Source organism: Paenibacillus sp. FSL R5-0908, from assembly GCF_038006245.1.
Lineage (GTDB): Bacteria > Bacillota > Bacilli > Paenibacillales > Paenibacillaceae > Paenibacillus_AQ > Paenibacillus_AQ odorifer.
Window position 1 is genome coordinate 1 of the sequence record NZ_JBBOUV010000002.1, and the last position, 23,432, is coordinate 23,432.

Here is a 23,432-nt window from a genome sequence, read left to right on the forward strand (position 1 = left end):
TCGCCGGCGGTAACAAGATCCTGGGCGATGGACTGCATCCAGGAGAGCATGAGCTACAGCTGTAGTGGATCCCGTATGGTCTACACCGATTGAATCAATATAACCCTAAATATTCAGAGATAAAGGCGGGGACGGAATGAGTACTAATGATTTTGAATGGAGAATGACAAGGGGTTCAGAATCTGGTTATCTGGTCATTAATGAAATATCGGGTATATGGACGGTGGGTTGGTCTAGTGAAACCTCTAGGATCATAACAGACATGTGGTATCAAGGAGATAATAAAGATACTGCTTTTTCAGTATTTCGTGAGAAAGTAGCAGAAAGGTTAAAAGAAGGCTATAAAGCAAAATAAACAAAACCATGGACTGCATTAAGCAATATTAGGGAACATAAAAAGAAGCTAGCTGAATTCAGCTAGCTTCTTTTTTATGCGTATGTATTATTTCTTATCTGTCACGATAGATTTTTTCAAGAACGTTGATCATATCTTCAGGTCGTAGTGTACCAAGAAATTTTTTGATTTTATCATGATGCAGTGGAACAAAGTCAGAACATCTTGCGACAGAAGGAGAACTAAGACCAGCCTCTTTCCAATGGATGATACTTACATCCCCACCATCATTTTTCCGTTCCTCATGCGAGGTTACTTTAATGACAAGAGAATGATTATCCTTGGTTTCTAAGATTATAGCTGGTCTTAATTTCTCAATGTCCATATCATCAAAAGGATAAAGGACTGTATATAAATCTCCGCGATTATGGTACATAGATTGGGAATGCTACATTTAGCAAGTAGCTAATCCTTTTTGCTCCCCTCTACTCGATTTTTGAATTCGGATTCTAATCTCTTTAAGTTCTTTTCACCTTTGGCCCAGAGATCGTCAATTACAGAATCCACTTTTTCATTAGCAATACTAAGTCTTTCTTGAACAGTACTCATATCATTTTCCTCCTCATTGAAACACATTTCATTACCCCCAAGATAATAAACAATCTTGTTGACAGTGTGCTCCCATAAGCTAATAAAATATACACAGAACCATTTATTGTGAAAAAATTAAACAACGCTCTTACTAATTTAAGTATAACATACATTTTTGTTCAAATGCACTGGGTACTATCAGGTGACGAACAAGGAATCTACGAGCTGCTTCGCATCTGCCACAGTGGGAACCTCTACAGATCGTTTTGTACAAAAATCCACCCTATAGCCATTCCTCAAATGTAAATTCGCCGGCATAGGTACTCACATTCATGAATCGATTTCATTATCAGCTTAATGGAGAAAGATATGAAGACCAAAATAGAGAGCACAGCCGACAAAAGGATAGAAGTTTGCATATTTTAAATTGGAACACTCCACAACCTTGGATAGTGCTGTTAGCGCCATAAATATGAAAATGCCAGCAGAAAGTGAAATGGCTATACCTGAAATGGTCTCAATATTTTCAAGCCTGCCAATAAAACCAGCAGTAACCATCATCCCTAGTATCGTACAAAAACTCAAACTGACTAAATATATAATCAGCCTGAATGAATCACGAACCAGCGTACACAATATTAGCGAGAACATAATTATTTCTGTGAGTTTATGTAGAAGCATAGATGAAATTATCACAATCCCCGTATGTTCATCCACCAGAAATCCAGTAGCTATAATCATTCCATCTACAAAGCTATGGATGCATGCACCCATCATCATGAATTTGATAGACAACTTCGACTTCTGTTCCTCTTCATGTTTATGTCCATTATGATGAAAGAGAAGGGGAATTAAAATTCCCAGAACAATAAAAATAAGCCCAACATGTGAAAAATCAACTGCTAAGGGAATGAGTTCGATAACCGTAAAAGTTAGCAGAACACTCATATTTAACGCTACAATTTTAAAATGATTATGAATGATCCACTGACTCTTAAAATTCATCAGCACTCCTGAGAGAACAGAAATAGCTAATAGCCCAGCAGAAATAAGAACGTATGTCATTGGGAAATCACCTCTAATTTCCCATCGTCTAAACTGAAAGTATGAACCACTTCAATAAATTTGACTATCAACTCCTGCTTTAGATCATCCCGGTTCTGAAAACTGGTTTGATGCAATGATTTTTTTATTTTGGGTTCAAATCTATAGATAATTTCCATCATAGCTTGCTTGTCATTTTCTTGTGCTTGTGCGATCAATTCATATAAATGGACTTGGTTCATTTTCGACCTCCTGTTGAACTGTTTTTAATAGCTTCAATGAGTTTGCCCATTGTCTCACTCAGTACATCTATTTTCTTCTCAAATCGAATAAGCAAATAAAAAGTTACTCCTATCGGAAATCCAACATTCGCAATGATTTGTCCCCAGGACGGAACATCATCCATCTGTTTTCCCTTCCTTTCTATTTATCGATTCTCGTAATTTTTTTAAGGCAACCTTTTTCGTTTTAGAAATACTCTGCTGAGATACGCCTAACTTATTGGCAATTTCTTTATCCTTCATATTCTGTACGATGGAAAAGTTTAGTATTTCGCGTTCTCGCTCAGTGAGGTTGATAAACGCAGCATACAGAGAAGGATCGCTAATCTGGTTCTCTAACTCTTCAAAGAAATTATCTGAATATTCAACGCTGTTTTCGGCGGGATGATTCAAGTAATCGGATTCATCCAAGACCATTGAAAAGCGCTCATTGTGTTTCCTATTCTTTTTATCAAAATAAATTGAGTTATAGTGCAGCAGACTCGATATATAGCCAACAAATCTTTTTTCTAGGGTCATATCTTTATCCTCTTTATTTTCTGGATAATCATTCCTTAACAAGTGTAATCCCTCCTTTTTATATAAAGAGATGTAAGTGGAGAAAAAAACAACCTAAATAGAACAAATGTTCCCATTTTATTATACCATCTATTCGATTGACGATATAATCTAAAAAAAAAAGCAACTTGCTCTCGAAAGAACAAGTTGCTTTTTTAAAATTAGTTTAATAAACGAACAGGTACCCCGGTAATGTAGAAGCTGAAGTATATCGAAGATAGCTTCTATTAATTGTGAATACCCAAACCCCAGCTTGCCCTTGAGCAGAAATGACGCCACCCTGAGTTACATAATGATCAACTGCCCAACCAGGACCGTAATCAGGCTTCCCAGCTACAATCATGTACTCATGACAACCCGTGCACTCGTATTTAGAACCGCCAGCAAGTTCAGAAACATTATTCCCATTTTGGTCCACTACCCGGGGCGACAACCCCGAAGGTTTCATGTGGTGACCATTACCGTAGACCGGACATGGATTTTCAGCCATTGTAATCTCTCCTATACAATTTAGTTTCAAGAACGTCAACCGAAGTTGATCGTGCTTGTACTAAGTAAAGAGATCTCATGAGAAAAAAATACAACCAGTTACTTTAAAAAATTTTAGCCACCTTTAAATTTACGGAACTAAATTGGATGAAATAAGTAATATATGGTAAGGTTATCCTAAAAGGAGGAGGAATTAAGACAATGAAGAAAGTGAAATGGTTATTTTATTTGACTCTGCTATCTGTAGTCCTAATGACCGGATGCAGTCAAGCAGCACCCACAAATGACCCGAACGCAGCTTCAGGTAACTCGCCCACATCATCTGTCGCTCCAGATGAAGAAGCAGCAACAAGAGAACCGCAAGCAGCTACGCAGAACCCCTCATCTTCTGTTTCAGATGAACAAGCCGTAAATGAAGCCATTAAGGTTGCCGAAATATACAAGAATATAGAATACAATGTTACAGCTTCTGATGAATTGTTGTCTGAAGAGTCAATTCAAAAGCGAACTGAAGAAATGAAATCATTCTTTACAGAAGGTTTTTCCGAAAAAGCCGTGGATACGCGCTACACAATTATGGTATTACAAGTAGCAGAAGCACAACAGGCATCGGTAACATCAGAAAATCTAAAATTTACGGTTTCAAATCAGAAAAAAGATATGGTTGAATTGATCTATACAGCTGACCTTATCTTATTGGATCAGGAGAATAAGGAAAGTAATCGAGTACCGTTACAAGGGACTTTAACTTTATTTAATGAAAACGGAAAATGGCTCATACAAGGAGATAGATTTGACAAACCTGCATTTGCTAAACTTTCAAGCCCCTTAGAATAATTCGGTGTGACTTAATTGTGCCCTGTAGTTTGGATTGCATTTTCGTTAGGATAATGAAATAAAAAAGCAACTCTCGCCAGCTATTGGTTGGCAAGAGTTGCTTTTTTCCATTTCTAATGGACTTTTCAGGTGACAATCAAGAATTTAGCAGCTGACATAGAATTATTCTCGCATCCTGTAGAGGAACTATTTCCGGTTCTGGGAATTTCGATGTCGATACTTTGTAGTCAAGCAGGGGGAAACTTCATTTTCGGATATGCAACGCTGGCGATTATATTCTTGGAAATTCTCAATGACCGTAAAAGCATGCTTTTGTGAACACTATAAAAACGTCTATTATTGTGTTCCAAAATGTGGTATAATAACTTTAGGAATATTCCAAAATATACATACACATTTTGAAACGAACTAAGGAGTTTTCTGGAATGAAAATAGCATATGGTCGGGTATCAGCCAAAGATCAAAATCCGGAACGTCAACTTGTGAAGTTTCGGCAGTTGGGCATCGAGGAACGGTTTATTTTTGTGGAAAAGCAAAGCGGTAAGGATTTTGAGCGACCACGCTATCAAGCTATGCGCCTGATGATCCGTGAGGGGGATTTGGTGTACTTAGATGCGTTAGATAGGTTAGGTCGTGATTATGACGGGATAATTTCCGAATGGAAATATATTACGCGGGAGGTCGGCGCGGACATTGTTTGCCTGGACAATGAGATTTTGTTCGATAGCCGAAAATTTAAGAAAATGGGAGATTTGGGGAAACTACTGGAAGATCAGTTTCTAAGCATGCTTGCTTACGTGGCTGAACAAGAGCGTAAGAAAAATCGACAAAGGCAAGCGGAGGGTATCGACGTTGCGCGAGAAGCCGGCGTAACCTTCGGAAGACCAAAGAAGGAAATCAATTCTAAATTTTTGGATGTGTACAATCAATGGAAGGAAGGGAGTATAACAGCTACTGCAGCTATGAAAATGGTAGGTATGGGAAGAACTACTTTCTATAGGCGTGTTAAGGAATACGAAGAGTCAAATATATAATTTAGTTCTTAAGGATGTTGAACACTCAACTTTATTATGGGTCAAGGGATTGTTAACCGCTGGATGATGGCTAGAGGGATAAGGAGTTGAAATAAATGAATACATGCAACAAATGTGGCAACCTATTCGACCATTACGAAGCATTCTATACGGATATCTGTGATCCGTGTGCTGAAAAGTCGGAAGGAAAGTCACTCGCCGAACTGGAGAAAGAAGACGCTAGATTCGATGATGTAGTGATTGAAGCTTAATGCATATTACGAGTTTACTAGTTAGAGGACACATATAGCGAAGAAACTAAATAAAAAGGGGCGTGCATGGAAATGGATGAAATTAAAACGATAATCATGGAGTATGAAAATAATTTGCTTGTGCGAGTTGAATCATCTGTAATGTTAGGTGACAAAGAGTATAAAACACTATCATTTGAGATTTGGACAGACCGTGAAAAGTATAAAGATAATATTTATGAAGAATGGAAACAGGGTGAACAATATTTATATTGCACAAATCACGCTACGATAGATGAAAAAGATATGATCCGAACTTTTAAGCGGCGTTTTATGAACTGAATTTTATTACGCCGTACGAAGTTGACGCATACGGCGATGGAGGGAATAAGGTGGGTTGAGCTGCATATAACGGTTCAACATGTTCAGTAACTGGCGATTCGTGCATGTTCTTTTTCCCAGACAGTAAGAACTGTGCTGAGATATATAACGAAGGTCCAGATGCAAATGTTGATAGATGCGAGGAATGTAGGTTCTTCTATATGAAAGATGAAAAACGTTGTTGTACATCTAAGCCTTTTTATCATGAACCAAGAACAGAATTTTTAGAAGAAGACTTAGTCAGTTGTGGTGGATTTGAGAAGGCATGATGCACAGTTCGAAGACACTGAATGTTTGACGCATATAGCGAAGTATAGAAAATGAACAAGGAGCGTGCATAAATGATTACCAAGTCCGTTGATCTAACACTACATGAATCCGTTTGGAAGGCATTAGAACATGATATTGAAGCATCCGGTGGAAACGTTAATATCGCAGAACTGTTACGTGCAGTAGTGACTGAATCCTATTGGAGCAAGATGGAGCTAATGGGACTGGAATTGCCACTTTACAAAGGTCCAAAATGAATATCGAATATTCATAATGAGACTCACTTTTACCAGAAAACAAAGGATGTTGCTCTCCTGCAGGAAATATTTAACCATTCAGCTCCATCCATCATGATGAGATACATAGGGATAAATCAGGACATAATTGATCAGGCGATTAGCGAAATTCACCTTTGAGGGAGGGTTTATTGATGTTCTTTGTTAATGAGGCCCATAGAAAGAACTATGAATCTCTATTAAATTTCTACGCAAGCAGCCTACCCAGTATTGAATATGAAGTAGCTTGTTATATCTTGGCGTTACCCGAAGTTTTAAAGAGAATACCTGAAGATCATAGCATAAAACTTCCTTTTGATTGGGTACATCATTGGGAAGATGAGAATGATGAAAGTACTAAAAGATTATCCGATGCTATTTTTTACATGGATGATCCATACAAACATTTGGTATTTGCGGGGATGCACATGTATAACGGTGAAATATTTAGGCTTAATAGTGGTCTGAGTACATGGAACGACACTCATTTTCAAGTTTTTATACAGGCATGTAAGATTAGAGGAAAGCTCTAAAGCATGAACACCGTATCGCATATAGCGAAGGAGAATAAATATGAAACTTGAGTTTAAAGGCAAGAATCATCGCGGTCGGGAAATATGGATTGATACGGATTATTATGATGAATCTAAGCCGTATACGGGGTTTGAGTTGGAAGAATGGCAAATCCCAAGATACCAAGAAATGATGAATGCAGCTGTAAAGTGCATGGGTCGTAAGCTTACAAGAGAAGAGGCTCGTACATTGGATTGGCTGTCAGGTATGGAACCTGAAACCTGCCAACATATAACGAGATTCATCAGAGAGGCATACGAAAATCCTAAAAAAGCTGAAACGAAATAGTGAACAGTACGAAGACACTGAATGTTTGACACATATAGCGAAGTATAAAAGTGAATAAGGGAAGTGTATCAAATGAGTGTTGGTTCTTATGAATATTGGTTGAAAATTTGGAAAGAACAGCAAGGTTCTTTGAGTAATGGTGAAATGCTGGCAGCTGCCGTTGATTTCTGCCTTACAACCTATGGTTTAAAGGGTCCGGAAAGACTTAAATGGATCCGGTCGGCTCATAAGGTATATGAAGAACAAGGAAAAGCTTAATTCCAGCGAAAACACTTGCCAGCCTGAGTTCATTAGCAACTTTTTTATTTTCTTTTGCCTAGCCTGGTAGATCTCTTTCAAAAGGGTACACAATCAATTAATGTGACATAGTGGGGGCATTTTTTGTGGAGGATCTAGTTTTTCTATTCTTATAGAGCAGCTATCGTAGCGTTTAATATATATGGAGCTTAGTACGAAATATATAGCAAAGGGGATTATATCTATGGGTTATAAAGCAGCAGAACTTGCAAGTGAATGGTGTCATGCTAATCCTGGGTGGCAGAGAATTTGCGATATAGGAAATGGAGCTGAACATTTATATTTGCAATGGGAAGAACTATCTGCAAAGGCTAGACGGGAATGGGGCAGTGATTTCGATGAGCATGGAGCAAAGGAAGCCTGGGAAGAATTCGGTAAGAAAATATGTAAAGTACATAATGGCTTTATTGCTGAAGATGGTCAGTTTTACACAACGAATGATTTTTTAGGCTTATCCTTAAATGGAATGATGGTTTTTAAAACGGATGTTGCACAAACCGATGAGGCCGAACAATATGATGCATATACCAAAGGAGCGAAAACGAATGGATCATGCAATTGATAGTCTAAGCGCCTTTTATGAGATTGCTTTGAAACGCCTTTATGATGAGTGGGCAACAGGTAAATATATAAAATTATCAGATTGCCCTTTGTATAAAGAATGCAATACGTACCGCAAGGCGATTAAGGTAATGAGAGATTCATATAACGGTGAAACGTCGAGGGGTTCTGTCAAGGAAGACTTGGAATCTGAGATGTGGGTAACTAAAGGTATCGAAGTTAAATGGTGATACGCAGTACGACACCGAACTATAGAATGAATAAAGGAGTGTAATATTGAATCGGGAGAGTGTATCAGAATGGATACATGGTTAAACATTGTTTTTGGCGTGGGGTTTGCGTTGGGAGTAACTGAAATATTCTTTTTAATTAGAGCAAGGAGACAGGTTGCTCCTAAGATTAATGTTCCCAAGAAAAAATATATTTGGGATGGTAAAAAGTTCAATGAAATAAAATAAATATAGCAATAATGCCGCTGCTTAATGCTTGCGGTTTTTTTGTTGTGATGGAAATAATTTATGCAAATCTATCAGGCTATTTAAGCAGATTTCATGTGAATCTGCGTAACTTCAGGTAACTCAGTGTGATCCTGGGCGCTGGACTGCATCCAGGAGAGCGTGAGTAGCAGCTGCAGGGGATCCAGCGATTAGCTGCAGCATTTAGCCAGGGCAATGCACAGATCCGGAACCTGCAGATAGTTAGGTGAGCAGCTGAAGACTCCGGATCGATGCCGGCAGTAACAAGGTCCTGGGCTAGCAGCATCCAGGAGAGCGTGAGCTGCAGAGGATCCAGCGGTGAGCGGTGGCACTTAGCCAGGGCAATGCACAGATCTGGAACCTGCAGACAGTTAGGTGAGCAGCTGAAGACTCCGGATCGATGCCAGCAGTAACAAGGTCCTGGGCTAGCAGCATCCAGGAGAGCGTGAGCTGCAGCTGCAGGGGATCCAGCGGTAAGCTGTGGCACTTAGCCAGGAACAATGCACAGATCCGGAACCTGCAGATAGTTAGGTAAGCAGCTGAAGACTCCGGAACCTGTTACTTGTAAATCTTACAAATTATAATTTTTTTCCGAGATATATGTGAAAAATGATAGTTCAAAATGGTGCAAATGACCTATATAATTGTTTTGTTAATCATAAAAATAGAGAGAAGTGATTTATCAGTTGAGCACAATGATTTATTTATTATTAGGAGTATTTGATGCATCTGCAGTAATTATTTTAGCCCTTAAACTTTACAGACTTCCATTTCGAGAATACATAAAAGACATAGCGTTAATGTCTTTAGGAGTATCGTTGTTCTCTTATTTAATGAGAATAGTCATAGGTATACCAACATTAGATCTACCTATACAAGTGATATTCTTCATTCTATTTTTTAGATATCGTCTAAAAATAAAGCTGTTTTATAGTTCATTAATAACCAGTGCCAGTCTAAATGCATATATTATAGTTCAACTCTTTATATTATATGGATTTATTTTCGCAGGAACTTTAGAGTATAATGTAGTCTTTCAAACCCGTGATCTCCAGATACAGTTAATTCAAATACTATCTATTATCGTCTCATATTTGGCGGCGTTTTTATTTCATTTATTTGGATGGGGATTTTCTTTTATTATTAGACCTCCGCATCAGTTCAGCATTAAAGAGGATTATTTTAGTGGGGAAAACAAGGCTCTATTATTAACCACTTTATCAACTCTAGTAGGCGTATCATTAGCTTTGGTTATAACTTTTAACTTCTATGCTTTTTTTCTTATTCCATCATTTCTGATAGTCTATAGCATATCTTATTACTTTTCACAGAAAAGAGATCAGCAAGGATGATTGAAAGATTGGCACTTTTAATAGCTTCTAAGATAAAACAATTTGAATCTGTGACTGTTAGTATTGATATTATGGCTTATGAAATAGGTCGTAAATTGAATAATTACATAATTATTTTATTGACTCTCTTATTGAGTTACATAAATGGTACTTTAATTTTTTCGACAGTAGCAATGATTTCATTTGTTTGTATAAGAAAGTACTCAGGTGGACTTCACATGAAAAGCTATTTGTCTTGTATTATAAGCTCTGTAGCTATTTTTATTTTTGTGCCTATGGTTAGGCTGAGTGCGTTTGGTACTGATTTCTTATTAAGTATTTCATTAATAATATATTTATTTTATGCACCTAATGTATTTACTGGTAACATCCATCCTGAGGGATGGATGAGGAAAGCAAAAATAATATCTATAGCGTTAGTTATAATAGCTTTCTATATTCAATTATCTGCAGTTTCATTGGTTTTTTTCTTACAAGCAATATTAATCCTGCCGTGGAAAGGAGGTGCTAGAAAATTATGGGGGAAATGTTGATGAAAAAGATATCTGTAATGTTGGAAAAAAGTGCAATTAAAAATGGACCTAAAGAAAAAACTTTTTTGGGAAATCAACCGATGCCTGAAGATCTAAAGAAATTATTAATTGGGATTTCTGATAAAAAGTAGAATGAGTCAAAATGGATAATGAATTAATATTAGGTATAGGAATTGCTAATGAAAAAGAAACGGGTAACGTAGTTTTTGTAGAGAGAAAGAGTGTAAATTATATTGATATATGGTCGCCTAAAAAAAATTATCATGTTCCTAGATTCCATAGTGGCTCTGAAATGTATGGGGTATTAACCACATTGGAAGCATGTAAAGTAGCTTTTCCGAAATATCTGCAAGCAGATACAGGTAAGTTGGTTAATATGGATTCTGTGATAGATGTGACTGAGAGTAGATTTGCACTCACTCTCCATTTTGTGGACGGTTCGACTACTAATATGGCAAAATACAAGAGAAATCTTGTGAAAAATTTAAAGGATTGTTCGAAAAACAATAGTAGATTATTGCAAGCGAAAGATGAATTCTTGATAGGCACAAAAGTTGAGAAGGGGAAAGAAACAGGGGAAGTTACATATTTCGACAAAAAACACATTAAATTTATCGATGTGTGGGAACCTAAAAAAAACTATCATGTTCCCCTGTTTCACACAATGTTCGGAAATTTCAGCGAGATGTTAACTCTAGAGGCATGCAGAGCTGTCTTTAATGATTACTTAATGTTAGATACTGGTAAGTTAGTTAATCTGAACTTTGTGGATTATGTAGAAGAAAATAAATTCGCTTTGATCTTGCACTTCCTAGATGGGTCAACTACTGACATGGCAAAATACAAAAAAGATATTGTATATCACTTGATCAAAAAGCCTCACTAAATGCTGTGGCTTTTTTTGTTTGGAAAAATCATGAATTTTACCACAAGTCGAGCTTAGATTACAAGATAAATCGATACTAGTATTGATTTGCAAAATAGGCGTTCATTATTCGACATATTACACAAAGTTTCTATGCTAAATTAACTAGGTACAAGTGATCATGTGAAGGGGAAATGCAATAGTGGAAATAATACAGCAAGTCATAGAAATGAGAACTGCGAAAATATTTGATGGCATCCTGGAGAACGAAGGTGGATATCGATATAAGGAATTTATGGATAGTATACAATCGTTAACATCAGTTCCTTCAGAAATCATACTTAACTTAGAAGATATATTTTTGAGTCATACCAGGGAAGTGATAGATATATGTTATGAGTTAGGACTCAAAGAAGGAGTGCAGTTAAGTAAAAATAGAAAAGGTCTAGAAATAGATCTTTTTAAAACGAATAATAAATCCGGAAGTGAAAGGAAAAATCTAGCATAAATCAAACGAAATTTTTACAGCCTGGTTGCTTAAGCAGCTAGGTTATTTTGTTAAATAACTTGCGTGTAACCGATTAATGATCTTTGGATCAATGCGCCATCGATTGGTTCGTTTGAACTATTACATTTACAGTAACTAAGGAGGAAGTAAACATGTCAAACAGTAAACTTTATCGCTTTTTAGTGGAGTATATCACTGAAAATTATGAAACAACGCCTGGTCAAGTCGAGGCTACAGCAAGAGGCATTGAGCATTACTTAACGGATATAGTAATCCCTGAAACCCTATCAGGCAATAAGGAGTAGTGTGACACCAATGAAACCCACTAATACTCAGCCATTCAAGGCACAGGGAGCTAACTGAACAACAATTAGAGATAAAATTTGTAGATCATACTTCTATCATACTTTTTGAGTACGTTGAAATATAAAAACTGTGTTAAGCTATTAGAGATGGATAGAGGGGTCACCTAGCAAATTAGGTGACCCTTTTTGTATTTATTTTATTTAGGAGGTGCTCTGAAATTGAATGTTTTGTTGTATGGTTTAAACCCTACTAGATTAAACTCTCCGAGTCTAAAAATTCGCAAATGTGAATCTTTGGACGAGTTAAAGGAACTGACAGTAGTATTAAGCCCTGATTATTTACTAGTTGAAGAGTCTATGGCAAGCGAAGCAGTCTCTTTAATTTCAGCTGAAGATGCTTTTTGTCCAATAATTGTGGTTTGTACAGAAGATTCCGCACATAAAACGAGATATTGGAGTTCTCAAGGTGCAACGTCTGTATGGACTATGCTGGATTGGCAGGATAAATTATCTGAGCTTCAGGTTTCGCCAATTATGGGCATTGCGAAAGAAGAAGTGTTAATTCCTATTCCTAACAATCGATTTGTAATGAATGATGTCAGTGAGGAGACAATTGTTATTGCTGTGGGAGGAATCTATGAAGGTGCTGGATCAACACATACTGCTTTGCTTGTAGCAAATTTTCTAGCGAAGAATTTTAAAACAAAGGTGGCTTTGTGGGAAGGAGGAACAAGACCATGTTTTAGGTATTTAGAATATATTCAACGGGGTGAGGTGAATAATAAATCGCGTTTCGAAATTAATGATGTAACCTATTTCTCAGGGATACCCTCAGAATTAGCGGAGGCTGCTACTGAAAACTTTCGTTTTTTTGTTATGGATTTAGGTAGCCTAAATTCAGATGCCACATTCAAACTATTTAATCAAGCAAAGGTTCCAATTCTTTGTGCCTCTGGTGCCGAATGGCGAATGGTTGAACTGCTGCAATTTTGTCAAAGGCATTCAACCACACGCCAAGATCGATGGAAAATTGTATTGCCTCTTGCAAGTGAAAGTAGTAGAGAAGAGACGGCTGATTGTTTGAAAGATCGGCTGGTGTTCTCAATTCCACCGCATTCTGATGTATATAAAACACAACTAGATAGTGATCAGGTGTTAGAGGGTATATTGGGTTCGGTTATATCCGGAAAAAAATACAAGAAGAAGTTCGGCTTTTTTAATATGTGATTTAAGGAGGGAGGATATGTTAAAGAAGGTTCTTTTTCAACCAATTAGAGATATTATCATAGATCGAAATATAGGTTTTGAATCTACAGTGTGTGGTGTTTCTGGAGAAACAGCATCTGAAATATTTGATTATTATGCTGGTAATAGAGTGGAGTTTGATAAATGGGCAATCTGTGAGTCTATCAATAAAGGAATTCCATTATTGAAGCCAGATCAGAAATTATTTATTAATATTCGTTCTGAAACTTTTGAACATGGTGGGATTATATTAGCTGACATAGATCCCAATAAAGTAATTATTGAGGTATCTGAGGTAACGGAAATCACTAATCCGGTACGCGATTCATTAATGGATCTTGCTAATCGTGGATTTAGATTTGCTATAGATGATTTCGGGGTTGGTTTTTCAAATATTAATCGACTAATTTTAGATTGGTTCAAGCCCACATGGTTAAAATTGGATCTAACATTAATCGAACAAGTGGATACAAATCCCCGAATAGAAATTATTGTTAAATACATTCTTGATATGTGTTCTGAATTGGGTATTGAGCTTGTGGCAGAAGGAGTTGAAACAAAAAATCAATTATTGAAACTAATGAAAATTGGCGTGCGGTTTGCACAAGGATACTATTTAGGGAGACCGGATGATCCAAAGATAATAATTGATAGTCAAAGCGATCTCCAAATATCGGGAGATCGTTTTTTTCGTCTCTAATAAACATGGGGGGAGGTGATAAATATGAATAAAAAAGGGCATGTTGCTCTCGCTGCGATAGCAGGATCATTAAGCTTCTATACAGCGTTGCATAGCAAACTCTGGAACCCATCACACGAATATATTGGACCTCTTCTTATACTAAGTGTTGGTGCTGCAATTACAGGAGGACTTGCACCAGATTTAGATCACAAAACAAGTACCGCAAGTCAACATATTCAATTTTCTGTACAAAAAAGGCGGTTCTTTAGACTTGTTTCAGTATTAATGCTTGTTGTTGGGGTAATCCTTCTGGCGTTGAAATTATATGAAGGGGACTGGCGTTTAAGCGTTCTACCAGCTGCTAAAAATGCGCTGATATGTCTTGTGGGAAGTTTGATATTTTTTATGTTGGCCAATATGAGAAATATTGTTTTAAGTGGAGTCGGTATAACTCTGTTAGCTATGTATAGTTTGTATGGTTTGCATTGGATAACTGCCTTTGCTGGATTGGGATTTCTGATGTTACCTGTAGTCAAACATAGAGGGATAATTCATACACCAGAGTATGCAATTGTGATGAGTCTAGGTATTATTTCATTTTCATTCCAACAATCTGACACCGTTCAAATTTTGGCAATCGGTTTTTTAACCGGTTGGTGGGCGCATTTAGTTGGAGATTGTTTTGGCAGTGACGGTATTCACTCGTTAATAATTCCAAAGCTTAAAATTGGTCTACATCTCTTTTCAAATGGCGGGACAGTTGAACGCTGGATATCTCGTATTTGCTGGTGCTCTAGTCTAATTGTATGGGTGATCATACTTACAAATCAGGCATTACCTAACGTAACCTTTTTTAAGACACTCAATTTTTTACAATAAAGGAGGAGATAAAATTGAAAACATACAAAAATTGGACAGGTAATTTAAGAGAATATTTAAATGTAAATGATTTAGTGGATGAGGAGATGGTAAATCATTTCACCAATGTATCTCCATCTATATTAACAGGGGATCTAATCCAAATTGGTGAGCCTCAAGGCATTGTTGAGGGACATTATCTTTATCTAACTCTAATAAAAACTCCAGATGGTTGGAGATATGCGGGGTGCTGCCACTATGGACAAGCTAAGAATATATCATAAGGTACCAAGAATATTTATTTAAAATGAATAATGGGGAGGTTTTTTTTATGAAAAGAAGTAAAGCTTTTTCAATACTTCTCTTTTTAATTGTGTTTCTTTTACCGGTTGTAGCATATGCGGATGATGAAAACCCAGTAACAAAAATGAAAAGTATGTTGAAATTCAACTGGAAAGTATTAGATGGTTTGGGTTTTCTATTCTATATCATCATGATTCCCCTTACTCTTGCTATAATTGCATTGCTAGTATGGTGTATTGTTGATGTTGTTAAGTATTTAATTAAAGTAAGAAGAGCTAAAGCAAGCTTGGGTGACAAGAAGTTTTGGATAGAACTTGCGATTACACTTCTAATAGTGTTCTTGTTCACTTCAGGCGCTTTCTTGAATGTATTAGAAAACGTATACGATTGGACAAGCAAACAGGATATAGGTACAAACGAGATAAGTACTCCAGCTAAATAATTTTAAAAAAGGCAGATTCCCGAGAGGGGATCTGCCTTTTATTTATCTTGAATCGTAGGCGGTGGTGAATTGGATAAGGATTATATTGATCAGATGAAAAAAATATACACTATTAAACAATCTGATGTTACAGCATTAGACTGGTTTCTATTGTTGGTAGGTGGAGCAGCTACAATAATATGTACCGCTGCGTTTGTCTATTGGATTATAAAAATTATTATATTCTTGATTAATGTAAGGAAAGCAAAGGCTAGCATAAATGATGTTAGATTTTGGAAAAGGATGATCATTTCATTATTAATTATTTTTCTCTTTATGTCAGGCACTTTGCTCCTTGTATTCGAAAAATTAACTAACTTTCTGCAGATTATGGGGTGGAATGTTAAATGAAAATAAAATCAATACTTTATATGCTTGTGATAGTTTTAACTTTAAACTTTGTTTCGTCTAATGTTGTTCTCGCGGCTGCTGTTGCGCCTGTTCCCAATTATCCACCGAATGCACCGGTAGCTACACCTGTTGTTACTCCTAATCCATCTGTAACACCTGGACCTGGGGTAAGTGAACCTATTAAAGAGGATAATCCATGGTATATGCCTGAATGGGTATCTGCCTTAATGGAAGACTTTCAACAAATGAACCAAACGTTCAAGGATTTAATGTCTGGAAAGTTAATACACGATGCTATAGAAGGTCTAATTGTTTCATGGGTTGATGAGATGATGAGTCCTTTATATGGTGCTTTTGCTAAGAGTTATTTATTCTCACCGCGAGTAGCTGAGATATCACTTGTCTATTCTGGTTGGTCAATATTTTCAATTATAGGTTTGGCTGCAATATTGGCTGGATCACTAGTTTTAGCCTGGAATGTTATACATGGGAAAAAGGATCTTAAGAAGATGCTTCAAGCTTTTATAGTAAGCTTCGTAGCATGCTTATTGAGTTTAACGGTTTTAAACTTCTTGAATGTTTTAATGAATTGGATTACACAAAAGTTTCTTTCTGGAATTATAGGTACAACTGATATTTTATATGAAGGATTAAAAGGTGATCAAATCTTAAAGTCCCTAATTCTTGGGGCTGATGGAATTACGGACGCTATATATGCCAGTAAAACCTTAGGTGAGATTGTTGTTGCAACAGAGGGTGGAATATTCACATTGCTGATGTTTGTCACCATAGTAGTAGTACCTCTTTTCTTTATATCTGTTTTGAAGGTTCTAGTATTGATGATGATGGCTATTTTCGTTGCAATTTGGATTTCATACACTGCATATTCCGGAAAAATTGAAACACTGATTGGATTCATAAATATATATATTCGCACCTTACTGGTAGGGCTTATATCAGCTATCCAGTATGGAATATTTGTTCGTCTTCAGACAGATTATGGTGAGGGGGCTGGATTTTCAAGCGAAATAGGAGTATCGCCTTTAGTCTTTATGATCTTAAGCATTTTGGTCACAGTAATATTAATATTCGTGTTTTGGGTAAGACCACTTTTCAGAGCTATTAAACGACCAATGACTTTAAATGGGGGAGCCACGATTGAAAAATTGGGGGAAATGGGGGAAAGAACAAGTACAGCAATGAACAGTGTCGGTAAACGATTAGGGGCAGATTCTTTACAAAAAGGTTCGCTTTCTTTGAAGCAAAAAAGCAGTCGTATTGCTGAAGTGGGAAAAAGAATGCAGACTCAACAAAAAGGTACCCGTAGAAATCGGGTTGCTTCAAAATTAACAGGTGGAATATCAGAGTCGATCCAAGGAGTGAAATATACTGAACCGGAAGCTTTAGTCTCAACAGGGACTATGGTATCTGTTGATAGTGGTCATTTGGAACTTGAAGATGATCGTATTATTGAAAGTAATCAAACAGTTGCTAAAACGCTGCAAAAAGACAAGTTTGAACACGCTGAAGTTATAAATATAAAGAACAGTGAAAGAGCAGATATGTCCAGATTGATTAAAGAAATCAAACCCCAATATGGTGAACGAATTAATTGGAATGCAAGGGAAGGTAAGCTTACTCTTAAAGGGGATACAGGGGAAATAAAGGAAAGAATCAATGGAGAAATGTTATTTACAACCTCTGATGTACAGCGAGGATATTATAAAAATGGTCTGTTTATTGATACCGAGACTCTAAAAACGCATGTTGATGGTTCGGAAGCATCAAAATCAGAGCTTAAAAAAGTAAAAAACCTGTTACCGACTTACCGAAAAGCTGCTCTTTCAGCAGATGTTGCAAAAGAAGCATATAAGCAGCTGAATCAACAAGTAGACAAAATGCCGTGGGTTTCTAAAATTCGTTTGGATAATGGTGCCCTTTGGATTCCGGAAGAACATGTAACTGAAGCTGAAGGAGTATTTAAGCAATTACTAGCCAAACCAGTGGATCTAGTTAGATTGGATTTACCAAAAGGCAATCGTTTTATGCCGGCACTTGAAGAACATATTAAATTAAAAAGCAAAAATAAAGATCTACTTGCTGGTTTGCAAATTAATTCAAAAGATACCTATGTAATCGTAAAGAAAGATCTTGAGCAAGCATTCAAATCAGCATTAGAAGAGTTTAGGGATGGAAGAACACCGTACTGGAGAACAAGAGAAGGGAATATCAAAGTGATTGTTGACGGAGAACCTGTAAGTTATGGTCAAGCACCCATACCGGGAATGGACATGGGGAGTTTTGAGAACTTCCAAGCTGAAATGATAAACAAGCATAAAAGTTAAATTGGGGGTGTAAAGGTGACCGAAAAATCTTATCAAGAGCGAGAAAACGAATTGCTCCGCGCTAGTATGTTTGCTGATATACGAGAAGACATTCAATTTATGGGACTTTCAGTGAGTGACATAGGTTGGATCATTGGGGTTACATTTTTAATGGGTACCACGGTATTCCTATTACCCATATCCTTTATCATAAAGCTGTTATGGCTAATTACAGTTTTTGTTACCATTCTGATGTCAAGGATCCTAAAATGGTCCTATCGTTTTAGACGTTTGACACATTATATCAAGCACCCAAAAGAAGGATCTGGAGATAGTATGGATTCTTTATTGGGGGTTACAGAAGATGGATGGTTTTATAGAAGTGGAAAAACAATTCACATTATGCTAAACGTCCAATCACCGCCATGGGAAACAGCTGTCTTTTCTCAAAAAAAGCAAAGAATCGGTGGATTTGAAACTTTTCTAAGATCATTGGTGAGGGAAGGGTTTGAATGTGATATTACAGAAGAACAAATTCCTGATTTCAGGCATGAGATATGGAATGTGAAAAAGGAAAAAAGAAGTGTATCTGAAGGTATTGAGCGGAGAAAAGTAAAGAGGCTTCAGCTGTTTGAAGAATTAGCGAAGTCTGGTTCTGCAAAAAGAAGTGAATACACTATACGTTTGTCTATCAGTGAATTCGACCTCACGATTCGCCAAAGAGAGGATGAACCTAAGGGTTTGTCTAAAGCAGAGTTAAAAAGGCATAGATTGATTGCCGAATTGCGTCAAAGGAAAGATAGGGTACTTAACGGGCTTATACAAAGTGGTCATGAGTGTACAATAATATCTGGATTTTCAATTCCTGAGCTTACAAGTCGTCACTGGGATCGAACGGTTTGGGAAGAATGGAAAGCCTCACAAGGTACATGGGAAGAGGAAGAAGAAGAGGAAGAAACAAACGATGAACCTTCTAATTCTCAAAAATCTTTAATTGAATCCGTTGTATTGGCTATCGAAGGACAAAGGGAAGATGCAGTTATACCAACAAATGATATAGATCTCAGGAAAAATGAAGATGATTTTATTTTTCAGCCAGAACATGGGGAGGATCCGGAAATTTTGAGTGTTAATAATGAGGCTGCAGTAACAATGGAGGACAATGCTGTGGGGGAAAATAACGAATCTAAAGCGGACTCTGTAGAAAGTGAAGACATTGTTGTTCCGGTAATTAATTTGACCATAATGATTAGAATAATCAAATATCTTAATTTCATTAAGCATAAATTATTGGATTTGAAAGATTTACATTTTCCAAAATTAAAAAAACTGATCTATATGTTTCCAAAAAAGAGCTCTAAGGTAGAGTCCACAATTGAGATTGAGGAAGAAGAAATTGTTGTAGAAAACGGAAAAATCACAAAAGAATTGGTAGGAGTGAATATCTTTACATCTCCTACCTCATCAGGAAAATCATTTGTGGCTGCGAATATCGCTGTTGCTAATAGTGACAACGAGCGAACTGTTTCGCTAATTGATCTCTCGCCTCATTTTGGTACTTTAACTCTAATAAACCCACTACAAATTGATGGAGAGTACGCCAAGTGGAAGTCTTGGAGTTCTCGCCAAGTTTCAGGATTAAGTATTTTTACACCACTTGAATTTCCTGAGATTGAAGAAGTTCAGAATTTAATAAATTCCAGGTTAAGGGTTGGAGCAGTAGTTATAGATCTACCATGGAATTATCCAGGGCGGAGTTACTTAACTAACCAATATGACACTATAGCTATAATTGACACCGATTATCACCATTGGATGCGTTGGGAAACGGAGGTCAGCAATTGGAAGGGAGAGGTTTGGTTAAATCAAGTAGATGTGGACATGGATTTGAAAATGTCAGCACTAGTTAAAGAACATTTCAAAAAAGAAATTGATAAGAAGATTCCTTTTTTTCAAAATGCAAATCAAATGTTATTCCAAGGGCGACCGCTTGCTATTGATCCGCAAGCGCGTCCTTTTTTTGTGCATAGTGAAAGGAGTGTAGAAGAATGATAGAACAGAAGGAAAAGAAGCTATCACTTAAAAAGGTTTCTCTAAAAAGCAAGGTTGATAAACAGCTATTAACATATAGCGGACGTTTGATTAAGAAGTGGTCAAAGGAAAAAAAACATACTCTAGTGAACTCTGGTGATGAGAAAAACACTAAGTTAGTTAAAACTATGGAAGGTAAAGATTCAAAAACTGGTCATTTTGTAAGAGTCGTAATGATTGAGTCATACCCTCTTGAGATAGTAGCAGGGTACCTTGATCAATTAGATGAGTTAGTCACCAAAGAAGGGGCAACTCTTCGTAAAACAATTCGCTACATCAAATCAGATGTTAAATGGAATTGGGCAATGAAAAATAAATATAAACGACTTGAAAAAAGCGTTTCAGAAATGACCATTACAGATCCAGGTCGTCAATCTGAGATAGACGCAAGAGATGCCTTAGTATCTCTGCAGGAATCGATACAACAGGGGAAAAGTAAGCTGGTTGAGGTCAGTACTTTCCTTACCATATCTGCGGAAACAACTTATCAACTGGACGCAGCTGAATCAAATATGAGAGATTGGATCGATGACCTAGATGGAAGACTTGATAATCTTTTTAGTGAACAACTAGAAGCTTTAATTCAAACCAGTCCTGTGTCAGATAAAGAATCACCCTCCGGTGAATTCTTTAATAAGCATCACTATGGGCGCGTTATTACTGATTCAGTTGCAGCAAGAACATACCTATTTACTAGTGGATCTTTTAGTGATGGTCAAGGGTTATACTTTGGTCGGCGCACAGAGGACGGTGGTTTTTGTTTTATTAACTTGTGTGACCCTAATGACCCTAGAGCTCAAAATTTGATGGTTTTGGGGAAAACGGGACAGGGGAAAAGTTATTTTTTGAAAGCACTAGTTGTCTCTTTGTTAGAAGAAGGTGTACATGTATTTGTGTTCGATCTTGACGGCGAGTGGAGGGATTTATGCGACGAAGTCGGGGGAGTATACATTGATCATACTGCTGATGTTGGCAGATACTTTGAACCACTAGCAATTATGCCCTCTATACCAGAAATCGATGAAGAATGCGTAAGGTATAATCGTTCAAGATATCAAAGAGCAATTGATACTGGTATTCGTACTTGTTCTATGCTAGCTGATGGTTTAACGAAAACAGAACTATTCGAGGCTGGTGAGGCTGTTAGGCGAGTATTCCAAAATGCTGGTATAGAGAAAAATAAACCAGAAACTTGGGACGGACCATATTCTGGTGAGCGACCAACTATTCATGCGTTTTTTAGAGATGTACAGGAAGATGCAAAAACGAATGATGATGCTAAATCATTATATGACAAAATCAAAATCTATTTTATTGGAATTTATGATGGAGTATTCGAGTCTGAAGAACCTTTAACATTTCAGAATGCTCCTTTAGTAGTCTATAAGGTAGGAAGTGGAGAAACTGAAGGGAACGAGAAGGATGAAAAAGCTAAGTTAGCACAATTAAAAATGTCCATGGCTTTTGATGTGGTAAATTCTAATATCCAAAAACTTCGATTCGAAGGGGCATATTTCAGCGCGGTTCTAGTTGATGAGGGACAAAGGCAATTAAAAAATAGAGAATTAAAACAAGCTGTATTTGATTGGTATACAGCCATACGTAAGTGGAATGGAATGATGATACTAGGGGCTAATACTCCAGCTATTATTCTTGATACAGCTGAAGGTGTTGGTATGTGGGAAAACACTAATGTTAAGGTGTATTTCTATATGGAACATTCTGCTGTACGGATGTTATCTCAGCACTCTGATGTACCAGAAGAAGTACAGGATAGGATTAGAGAAAATGAAGATACGAATTGCTATGTCTTAGAGTATCACAAGAAATATGACGAGTTGTTTATGCATGTTCCGGAAGATGAGCACGTTCTTTACAAAACTCGCGGTCTAAAAGAAGCAATATAAGCCTATGTCAGATGCGATAGCTAAAACTCAGGAAACAATTAATAAGATCAAAAAAACTCGTCGAATGATTATCTTATTAACTACTTCATCTCTAGCACCATATATTTGGGGGCTCATTATATTAATCGCTCTGGTGATTCTAGTGATCGGATTTGTTTTGCTTCCGTTTTTCTTATTCTCTACTCCTGGTTCTCTATCTTATAGTTCTTCCACAACAGACTCAGCTTTATATGCACCGAATCAATTAGATACGGACGGTACAGCCTATATATGGCCTGTGCCGTCTATTTCGCGTGTCTCCTCATCGTTTGGAAACCGTGATTTAGGAGGGATTGAGTATCATAAAGGGATCGATATTGCTAATGGAGCAGAAAAAACAGAGTTACAGCCAATTTATGCAATGGCTTCAGGGGTTGTAACGTTGGCTGGTGCGGCTAGCGGCTACGGTCAAGTGATTTATATCGATCATGGTAATAATCTTGTATCGAAATATGGTCATTTGGAAGCATTGATGTATGTGAATACTGGAGATGTCGTAAGCAAAGGACAACTAATAGCAAGAATAGGCAAGGGAATAGTTGGGAGATCAACGGGACCACATTTGCATTTTCAAATTGAATCGTCGGGAAAACCTGTGAACCCTCTTGATTACGTACAACCGCCTGGAACATCGCTGGATCCAGGTGAATATTCGTATAAACCTTTAAATATACCCGTTTTATTGGATTATCTAAAGAAGCGTAAGTCAGCACTTGGGTACGTAGAAACTCTAAACATGATTGATCGTGCCGCCAAATTAAAGAATGTCGATCCATATCTACTCCTTGCAATTACCGGTCAGGAGCAATCATTCGTCCCTGAGAGTAATAATCATGCTTCAGAGATTGTGAAAAATCCTTGGAATGTGTTTGGCTGTTGGGTGCGACTTGTTCTGCTATAACCGTCATGAACGGGAAAAGCAGGGATTCATAAGAATCTAACTTTGTAACTGAAGAGAGGAATGACGGAGCCATGTTTCCTGAAACTCTCTCGTTAATCCTCCTGTGTGCAGGATCGATGGCGAATCCATCCTGTACAAAGCCAGGTGAAGTCGGCTGAATGAAAGCTA

35 protein-coding genes and 1 pseudogene are annotated in these 23,432 nt (G+C 37.1%); 29 read left to right on the forward strand and 7 right to left on the reverse strand.

Annotated elements, in window-relative coordinates:
* Positions 1-136: 136 nt before the first annotated feature.
* A complete protein-coding gene (locus MKZ09_RS33945; RefSeq protein ID WP_076138907.1) occupies positions 137-355 on the forward strand; it encodes a hypothetical protein in 219 nt (72 codons plus the stop codon).
* A 94-nt stretch (positions 356-449) separates the two neighbouring features.
* Here MKZ09_RS33945 and MKZ09_RS33950 read toward each other — a convergent pair whose 3' ends face one another.
* The 7 genes from MKZ09_RS33950 to MKZ09_RS33980 form a co-directional block, all read right to left on the reverse strand.
* Complete coding sequence (locus MKZ09_RS33950; RefSeq protein WP_076138906.1) at positions 450-770, reverse strand: type II toxin-antitoxin system PemK/MazF family toxin; 321 nt, start codon at positions 768-770, stop codon at positions 450-452.
* A gap of 29 nt (positions 771-799) precedes the next feature.
* Positions 800-943 carry a hypothetical protein gene (locus tag MKZ09_RS33955; protein WP_179088975.1) on the reverse strand — a complete coding sequence of 48 codons (144 nt, stop codon included), beginning with the start codon at positions 941-943 and terminating at the stop codon, positions 800-802.
* A gap of 336 nt (positions 944-1,279) precedes the next feature.
* A complete protein-coding gene (locus MKZ09_RS33960; RefSeq protein ID WP_076138905.1) occupies positions 1,280-1,990 on the reverse strand; it encodes a ZIP family metal transporter in 711 nt (236 codons plus the stop codon).
* Complete coding sequence (locus MKZ09_RS33965) at positions 1,987-2,211, reverse strand: helix-turn-helix domain-containing protein (protein ID WP_076138904.1); 225 nt, start codon at positions 2,209-2,211, stop codon at positions 1,987-1,989. The genes MKZ09_RS33960 and MKZ09_RS33965 overlap by 4 nt, the downstream gene beginning before the upstream one ends.
* Complete coding sequence (locus MKZ09_RS33970) at positions 2,208-2,375, reverse strand: YvrJ family protein (RefSeq protein ID WP_076099531.1); 168 nt, start codon at positions 2,373-2,375, stop codon at positions 2,208-2,210. Before MKZ09_RS33970 ends, MKZ09_RS33965 begins: the two co-directional genes overlap by 4 nt.
* Positions 2,368-2,811 carry a sigma-70 family RNA polymerase sigma factor gene (locus MKZ09_RS33975; protein ID WP_036681494.1) on the reverse strand — a complete coding sequence of 148 codons (444 nt, stop codon included), beginning with the start codon at positions 2,809-2,811 and terminating at the stop codon, positions 2,368-2,370. The genes MKZ09_RS33970 and MKZ09_RS33975 overlap by 8 nt, the downstream gene beginning before the upstream one ends.
* Before the next feature lie 163 nt (positions 2,812-2,974).
* Positions 2,975-3,298, reverse strand: a complete 324-nt coding sequence (locus tag MKZ09_RS33980; RefSeq protein ID WP_036681493.1) for a hypothetical protein — start codon at positions 3,296-3,298, stop codon at positions 2,975-2,977.
* Positions 3,299-3,498: 200 nt separating this feature from the next.
* Between MKZ09_RS33980 and MKZ09_RS33985 the strand changes: the two genes are divergently transcribed.
* The 28 genes and pseudogenes from MKZ09_RS33985 to MKZ09_RS34120 all read left to right on the forward strand — a co-directional run bounded on the left by MKZ09_RS33985 (position 3,499) and on the right by MKZ09_RS34120 (position 23,264).
* Positions 3,499-4,134 carry a hypothetical protein gene (locus tag MKZ09_RS33985; protein WP_036681491.1) on the forward strand — a complete coding sequence of 212 codons (636 nt, stop codon included), beginning with the start codon at positions 3,499-3,501 and terminating at the stop codon, positions 4,132-4,134.
* Between the two features lie 425 nt (positions 4,135-4,559).
* Complete coding sequence (locus tag MKZ09_RS33990; protein ID WP_076138903.1) at positions 4,560-5,168, forward strand: recombinase family protein; 609 nt, start codon at positions 4,560-4,562, stop codon at positions 5,166-5,168.
* A gap of 95 nt (positions 5,169-5,263) precedes the next feature.
* Positions 5,264-5,419: a hypothetical protein gene (locus MKZ09_RS33995; RefSeq protein WP_178944262.1), complete on the forward strand. Its 156-nt coding sequence runs from the start codon at positions 5,264-5,266 to the stop codon at positions 5,417-5,419.
* 72 nt (positions 5,420-5,491) lie between these two features.
* Positions 5,492-5,740, forward strand: coding sequence for a hypothetical protein (locus tag MKZ09_RS34000; RefSeq protein WP_143761308.1), 249 nt, complete (start codon positions 5,492-5,494; stop codon positions 5,738-5,740).
* A 380-nt stretch (positions 5,741-6,120) separates the two neighbouring features.
* Positions 6,121-6,306 (forward strand): hypothetical protein, encoded by a 186-nt coding sequence (locus tag MKZ09_RS34005; RefSeq protein WP_076138901.1) that lies wholly within the window; start codon positions 6,121-6,123, stop codon positions 6,304-6,306.
* Between the two features lie 24 nt (positions 6,307-6,330).
* Positions 6,331-6,465: pseudogene (locus MKZ09_RS34010) on the forward strand (site-specific integrase); the annotation flags it as partial.
* 14 nt (positions 6,466-6,479) lie between these two features.
* Positions 6,480-6,857 carry a DUF2538 family protein gene (locus MKZ09_RS34015; RefSeq protein ID WP_076138900.1) on the forward strand — a complete coding sequence of 126 codons (378 nt, stop codon included), beginning with the start codon at positions 6,480-6,482 and terminating at the stop codon, positions 6,855-6,857.
* 40 nt (positions 6,858-6,897) lie between these two features.
* A complete protein-coding gene (locus MKZ09_RS34020) occupies positions 6,898-7,185 on the forward strand; it encodes a hypothetical protein (RefSeq protein ID WP_076138899.1) in 288 nt (95 codons plus the stop codon).
* Positions 7,186-7,257: 72 nt separating this feature from the next.
* Positions 7,258-7,443: a hypothetical protein gene (locus tag MKZ09_RS34025; RefSeq protein ID WP_076138898.1), complete on the forward strand. Its 186-nt coding sequence runs from the start codon at positions 7,258-7,260 to the stop codon at positions 7,441-7,443.
* A gap of 223 nt (positions 7,444-7,666) precedes the next feature.
* Positions 7,667-8,044 (forward strand): hypothetical protein, encoded by a 378-nt coding sequence (locus tag MKZ09_RS34030; RefSeq protein WP_076138897.1) that lies wholly within the window; start codon positions 7,667-7,669, stop codon positions 8,042-8,044.
* The gene (locus tag MKZ09_RS34035; RefSeq protein WP_076138896.1) at positions 8,028-8,273 is read left to right on the forward strand and encodes a hypothetical protein; all 246 of its coding nucleotides are present in this window, start codon (positions 8,028-8,030) and stop codon (positions 8,271-8,273) included. The genes MKZ09_RS34030 and MKZ09_RS34035 overlap by 17 nt, the downstream gene beginning before the upstream one ends.
* Positions 8,274-8,342: 69 nt before the next feature.
* Positions 8,343-8,501, forward strand: a complete 159-nt coding sequence (locus MKZ09_RS34040) for a hypothetical protein (protein ID WP_179088974.1) — start codon at positions 8,343-8,345, stop codon at positions 8,499-8,501.
* Positions 8,502-9,205: 704 nt separating this feature from the next.
* Positions 9,206-9,871, forward strand: a complete 666-nt coding sequence (locus tag MKZ09_RS34045) for a hypothetical protein (protein WP_081386683.1) — start codon at positions 9,206-9,208, stop codon at positions 9,869-9,871.
* Positions 9,868-10,404 (forward strand): accessory gene regulator B family protein, encoded by a 537-nt coding sequence (locus MKZ09_RS34050; protein WP_076138895.1) that lies wholly within the window; start codon positions 9,868-9,870, stop codon positions 10,402-10,404. The genes MKZ09_RS34045 and MKZ09_RS34050 overlap by 4 nt, the downstream gene beginning before the upstream one ends.
* A complete protein-coding gene (locus MKZ09_RS34055) occupies positions 10,404-10,535 on the forward strand; it encodes a hypothetical protein (protein ID WP_341004424.1) in 132 nt (43 codons plus the stop codon). Before MKZ09_RS34050 ends, MKZ09_RS34055 begins: the two co-directional genes overlap by 1 nt.
* An 11-nt stretch (positions 10,536-10,546) precedes the next feature.
* Entirely contained in the window at positions 10,547-11,290 is a 744-nt protein-coding gene (locus tag MKZ09_RS34060) for a hypothetical protein (RefSeq protein ID WP_081386682.1), read from the forward strand.
* A 181-nt stretch (positions 11,291-11,471) separates the two neighbouring features.
* Positions 11,472-11,777, forward strand: a complete 306-nt coding sequence (locus MKZ09_RS34065) for a hypothetical protein (RefSeq protein WP_076138894.1) — start codon at positions 11,472-11,474, stop codon at positions 11,775-11,777.
* Between the two features lie 152 nt (positions 11,778-11,929).
* Entirely contained in the window at positions 11,930-12,082 is a 153-nt protein-coding gene (locus MKZ09_RS34070) for a hypothetical protein (protein ID WP_178944259.1), read from the forward strand.
* Between the two features lie 219 nt (positions 12,083-12,301).
* A complete protein-coding gene (locus tag MKZ09_RS34075; RefSeq protein WP_076138893.1) occupies positions 12,302-13,309 on the forward strand; it encodes a hypothetical protein in 1,008 nt (335 codons plus the stop codon).
* 16 nt (positions 13,310-13,325) lie between these two features.
* Positions 13,326-14,027 (forward strand): EAL domain-containing protein, encoded by a 702-nt coding sequence (locus MKZ09_RS34080; protein ID WP_076138892.1) that lies wholly within the window; start codon positions 13,326-13,328, stop codon positions 14,025-14,027.
* Between the two features lie 24 nt (positions 14,028-14,051).
* Complete coding sequence (locus MKZ09_RS34085; protein WP_076138891.1) at positions 14,052-14,888, forward strand: metal-dependent hydrolase; 837 nt, start codon at positions 14,052-14,054, stop codon at positions 14,886-14,888.
* A 14-nt stretch (positions 14,889-14,902) separates the two neighbouring features.
* Positions 14,903-15,151, forward strand: a complete 249-nt coding sequence (locus tag MKZ09_RS34090; RefSeq protein ID WP_081386681.1) for a hypothetical protein — start codon at positions 14,903-14,905, stop codon at positions 15,149-15,151.
* Positions 15,152-15,198: 47 nt separating this feature from the next.
* Positions 15,199-15,612, forward strand: coding sequence for a hypothetical protein (locus MKZ09_RS34095; RefSeq protein ID WP_076138889.1), 414 nt, complete (start codon positions 15,199-15,201; stop codon positions 15,610-15,612).
* A gap of 69 nt (positions 15,613-15,681) precedes the next feature.
* A complete protein-coding gene (locus MKZ09_RS34100) occupies positions 15,682-16,002 on the forward strand; it encodes a hypothetical protein (protein ID WP_076138888.1) in 321 nt (106 codons plus the stop codon).
* Entirely contained in the window at positions 15,999-18,347 is a 2,349-nt protein-coding gene (locus MKZ09_RS34105; RefSeq protein WP_076138887.1) for a hypothetical protein, read from the forward strand. The genes MKZ09_RS34100 and MKZ09_RS34105 overlap by 4 nt, the downstream gene beginning before the upstream one ends.
* A gap of 15 nt (positions 18,348-18,362) precedes the next feature.
* Complete coding sequence (locus MKZ09_RS34110) at positions 18,363-20,378, forward strand: hypothetical protein (protein WP_076138886.1); 2,016 nt, start codon at positions 18,363-18,365, stop codon at positions 20,376-20,378.
* On the forward strand, positions 20,375-22,324 hold the full coding sequence (locus tag MKZ09_RS34115; protein WP_076138885.1) for a VirB4 family type IV secretion system protein: 1,950 nt from the start codon (positions 20,375-20,377) through the stop codon (positions 22,322-22,324). The genes MKZ09_RS34110 and MKZ09_RS34115 overlap by 4 nt, the downstream gene beginning before the upstream one ends.
* Before the next feature lie 4 nt (positions 22,325-22,328).
* Positions 22,329-23,264, forward strand: coding sequence for a M23 family metallopeptidase (locus MKZ09_RS34120; RefSeq protein WP_076208638.1), 936 nt, complete (start codon positions 22,329-22,331; stop codon positions 23,262-23,264).
* The last annotated feature ends 168 nt before the right edge of the window (positions 23,265-23,432 follow it).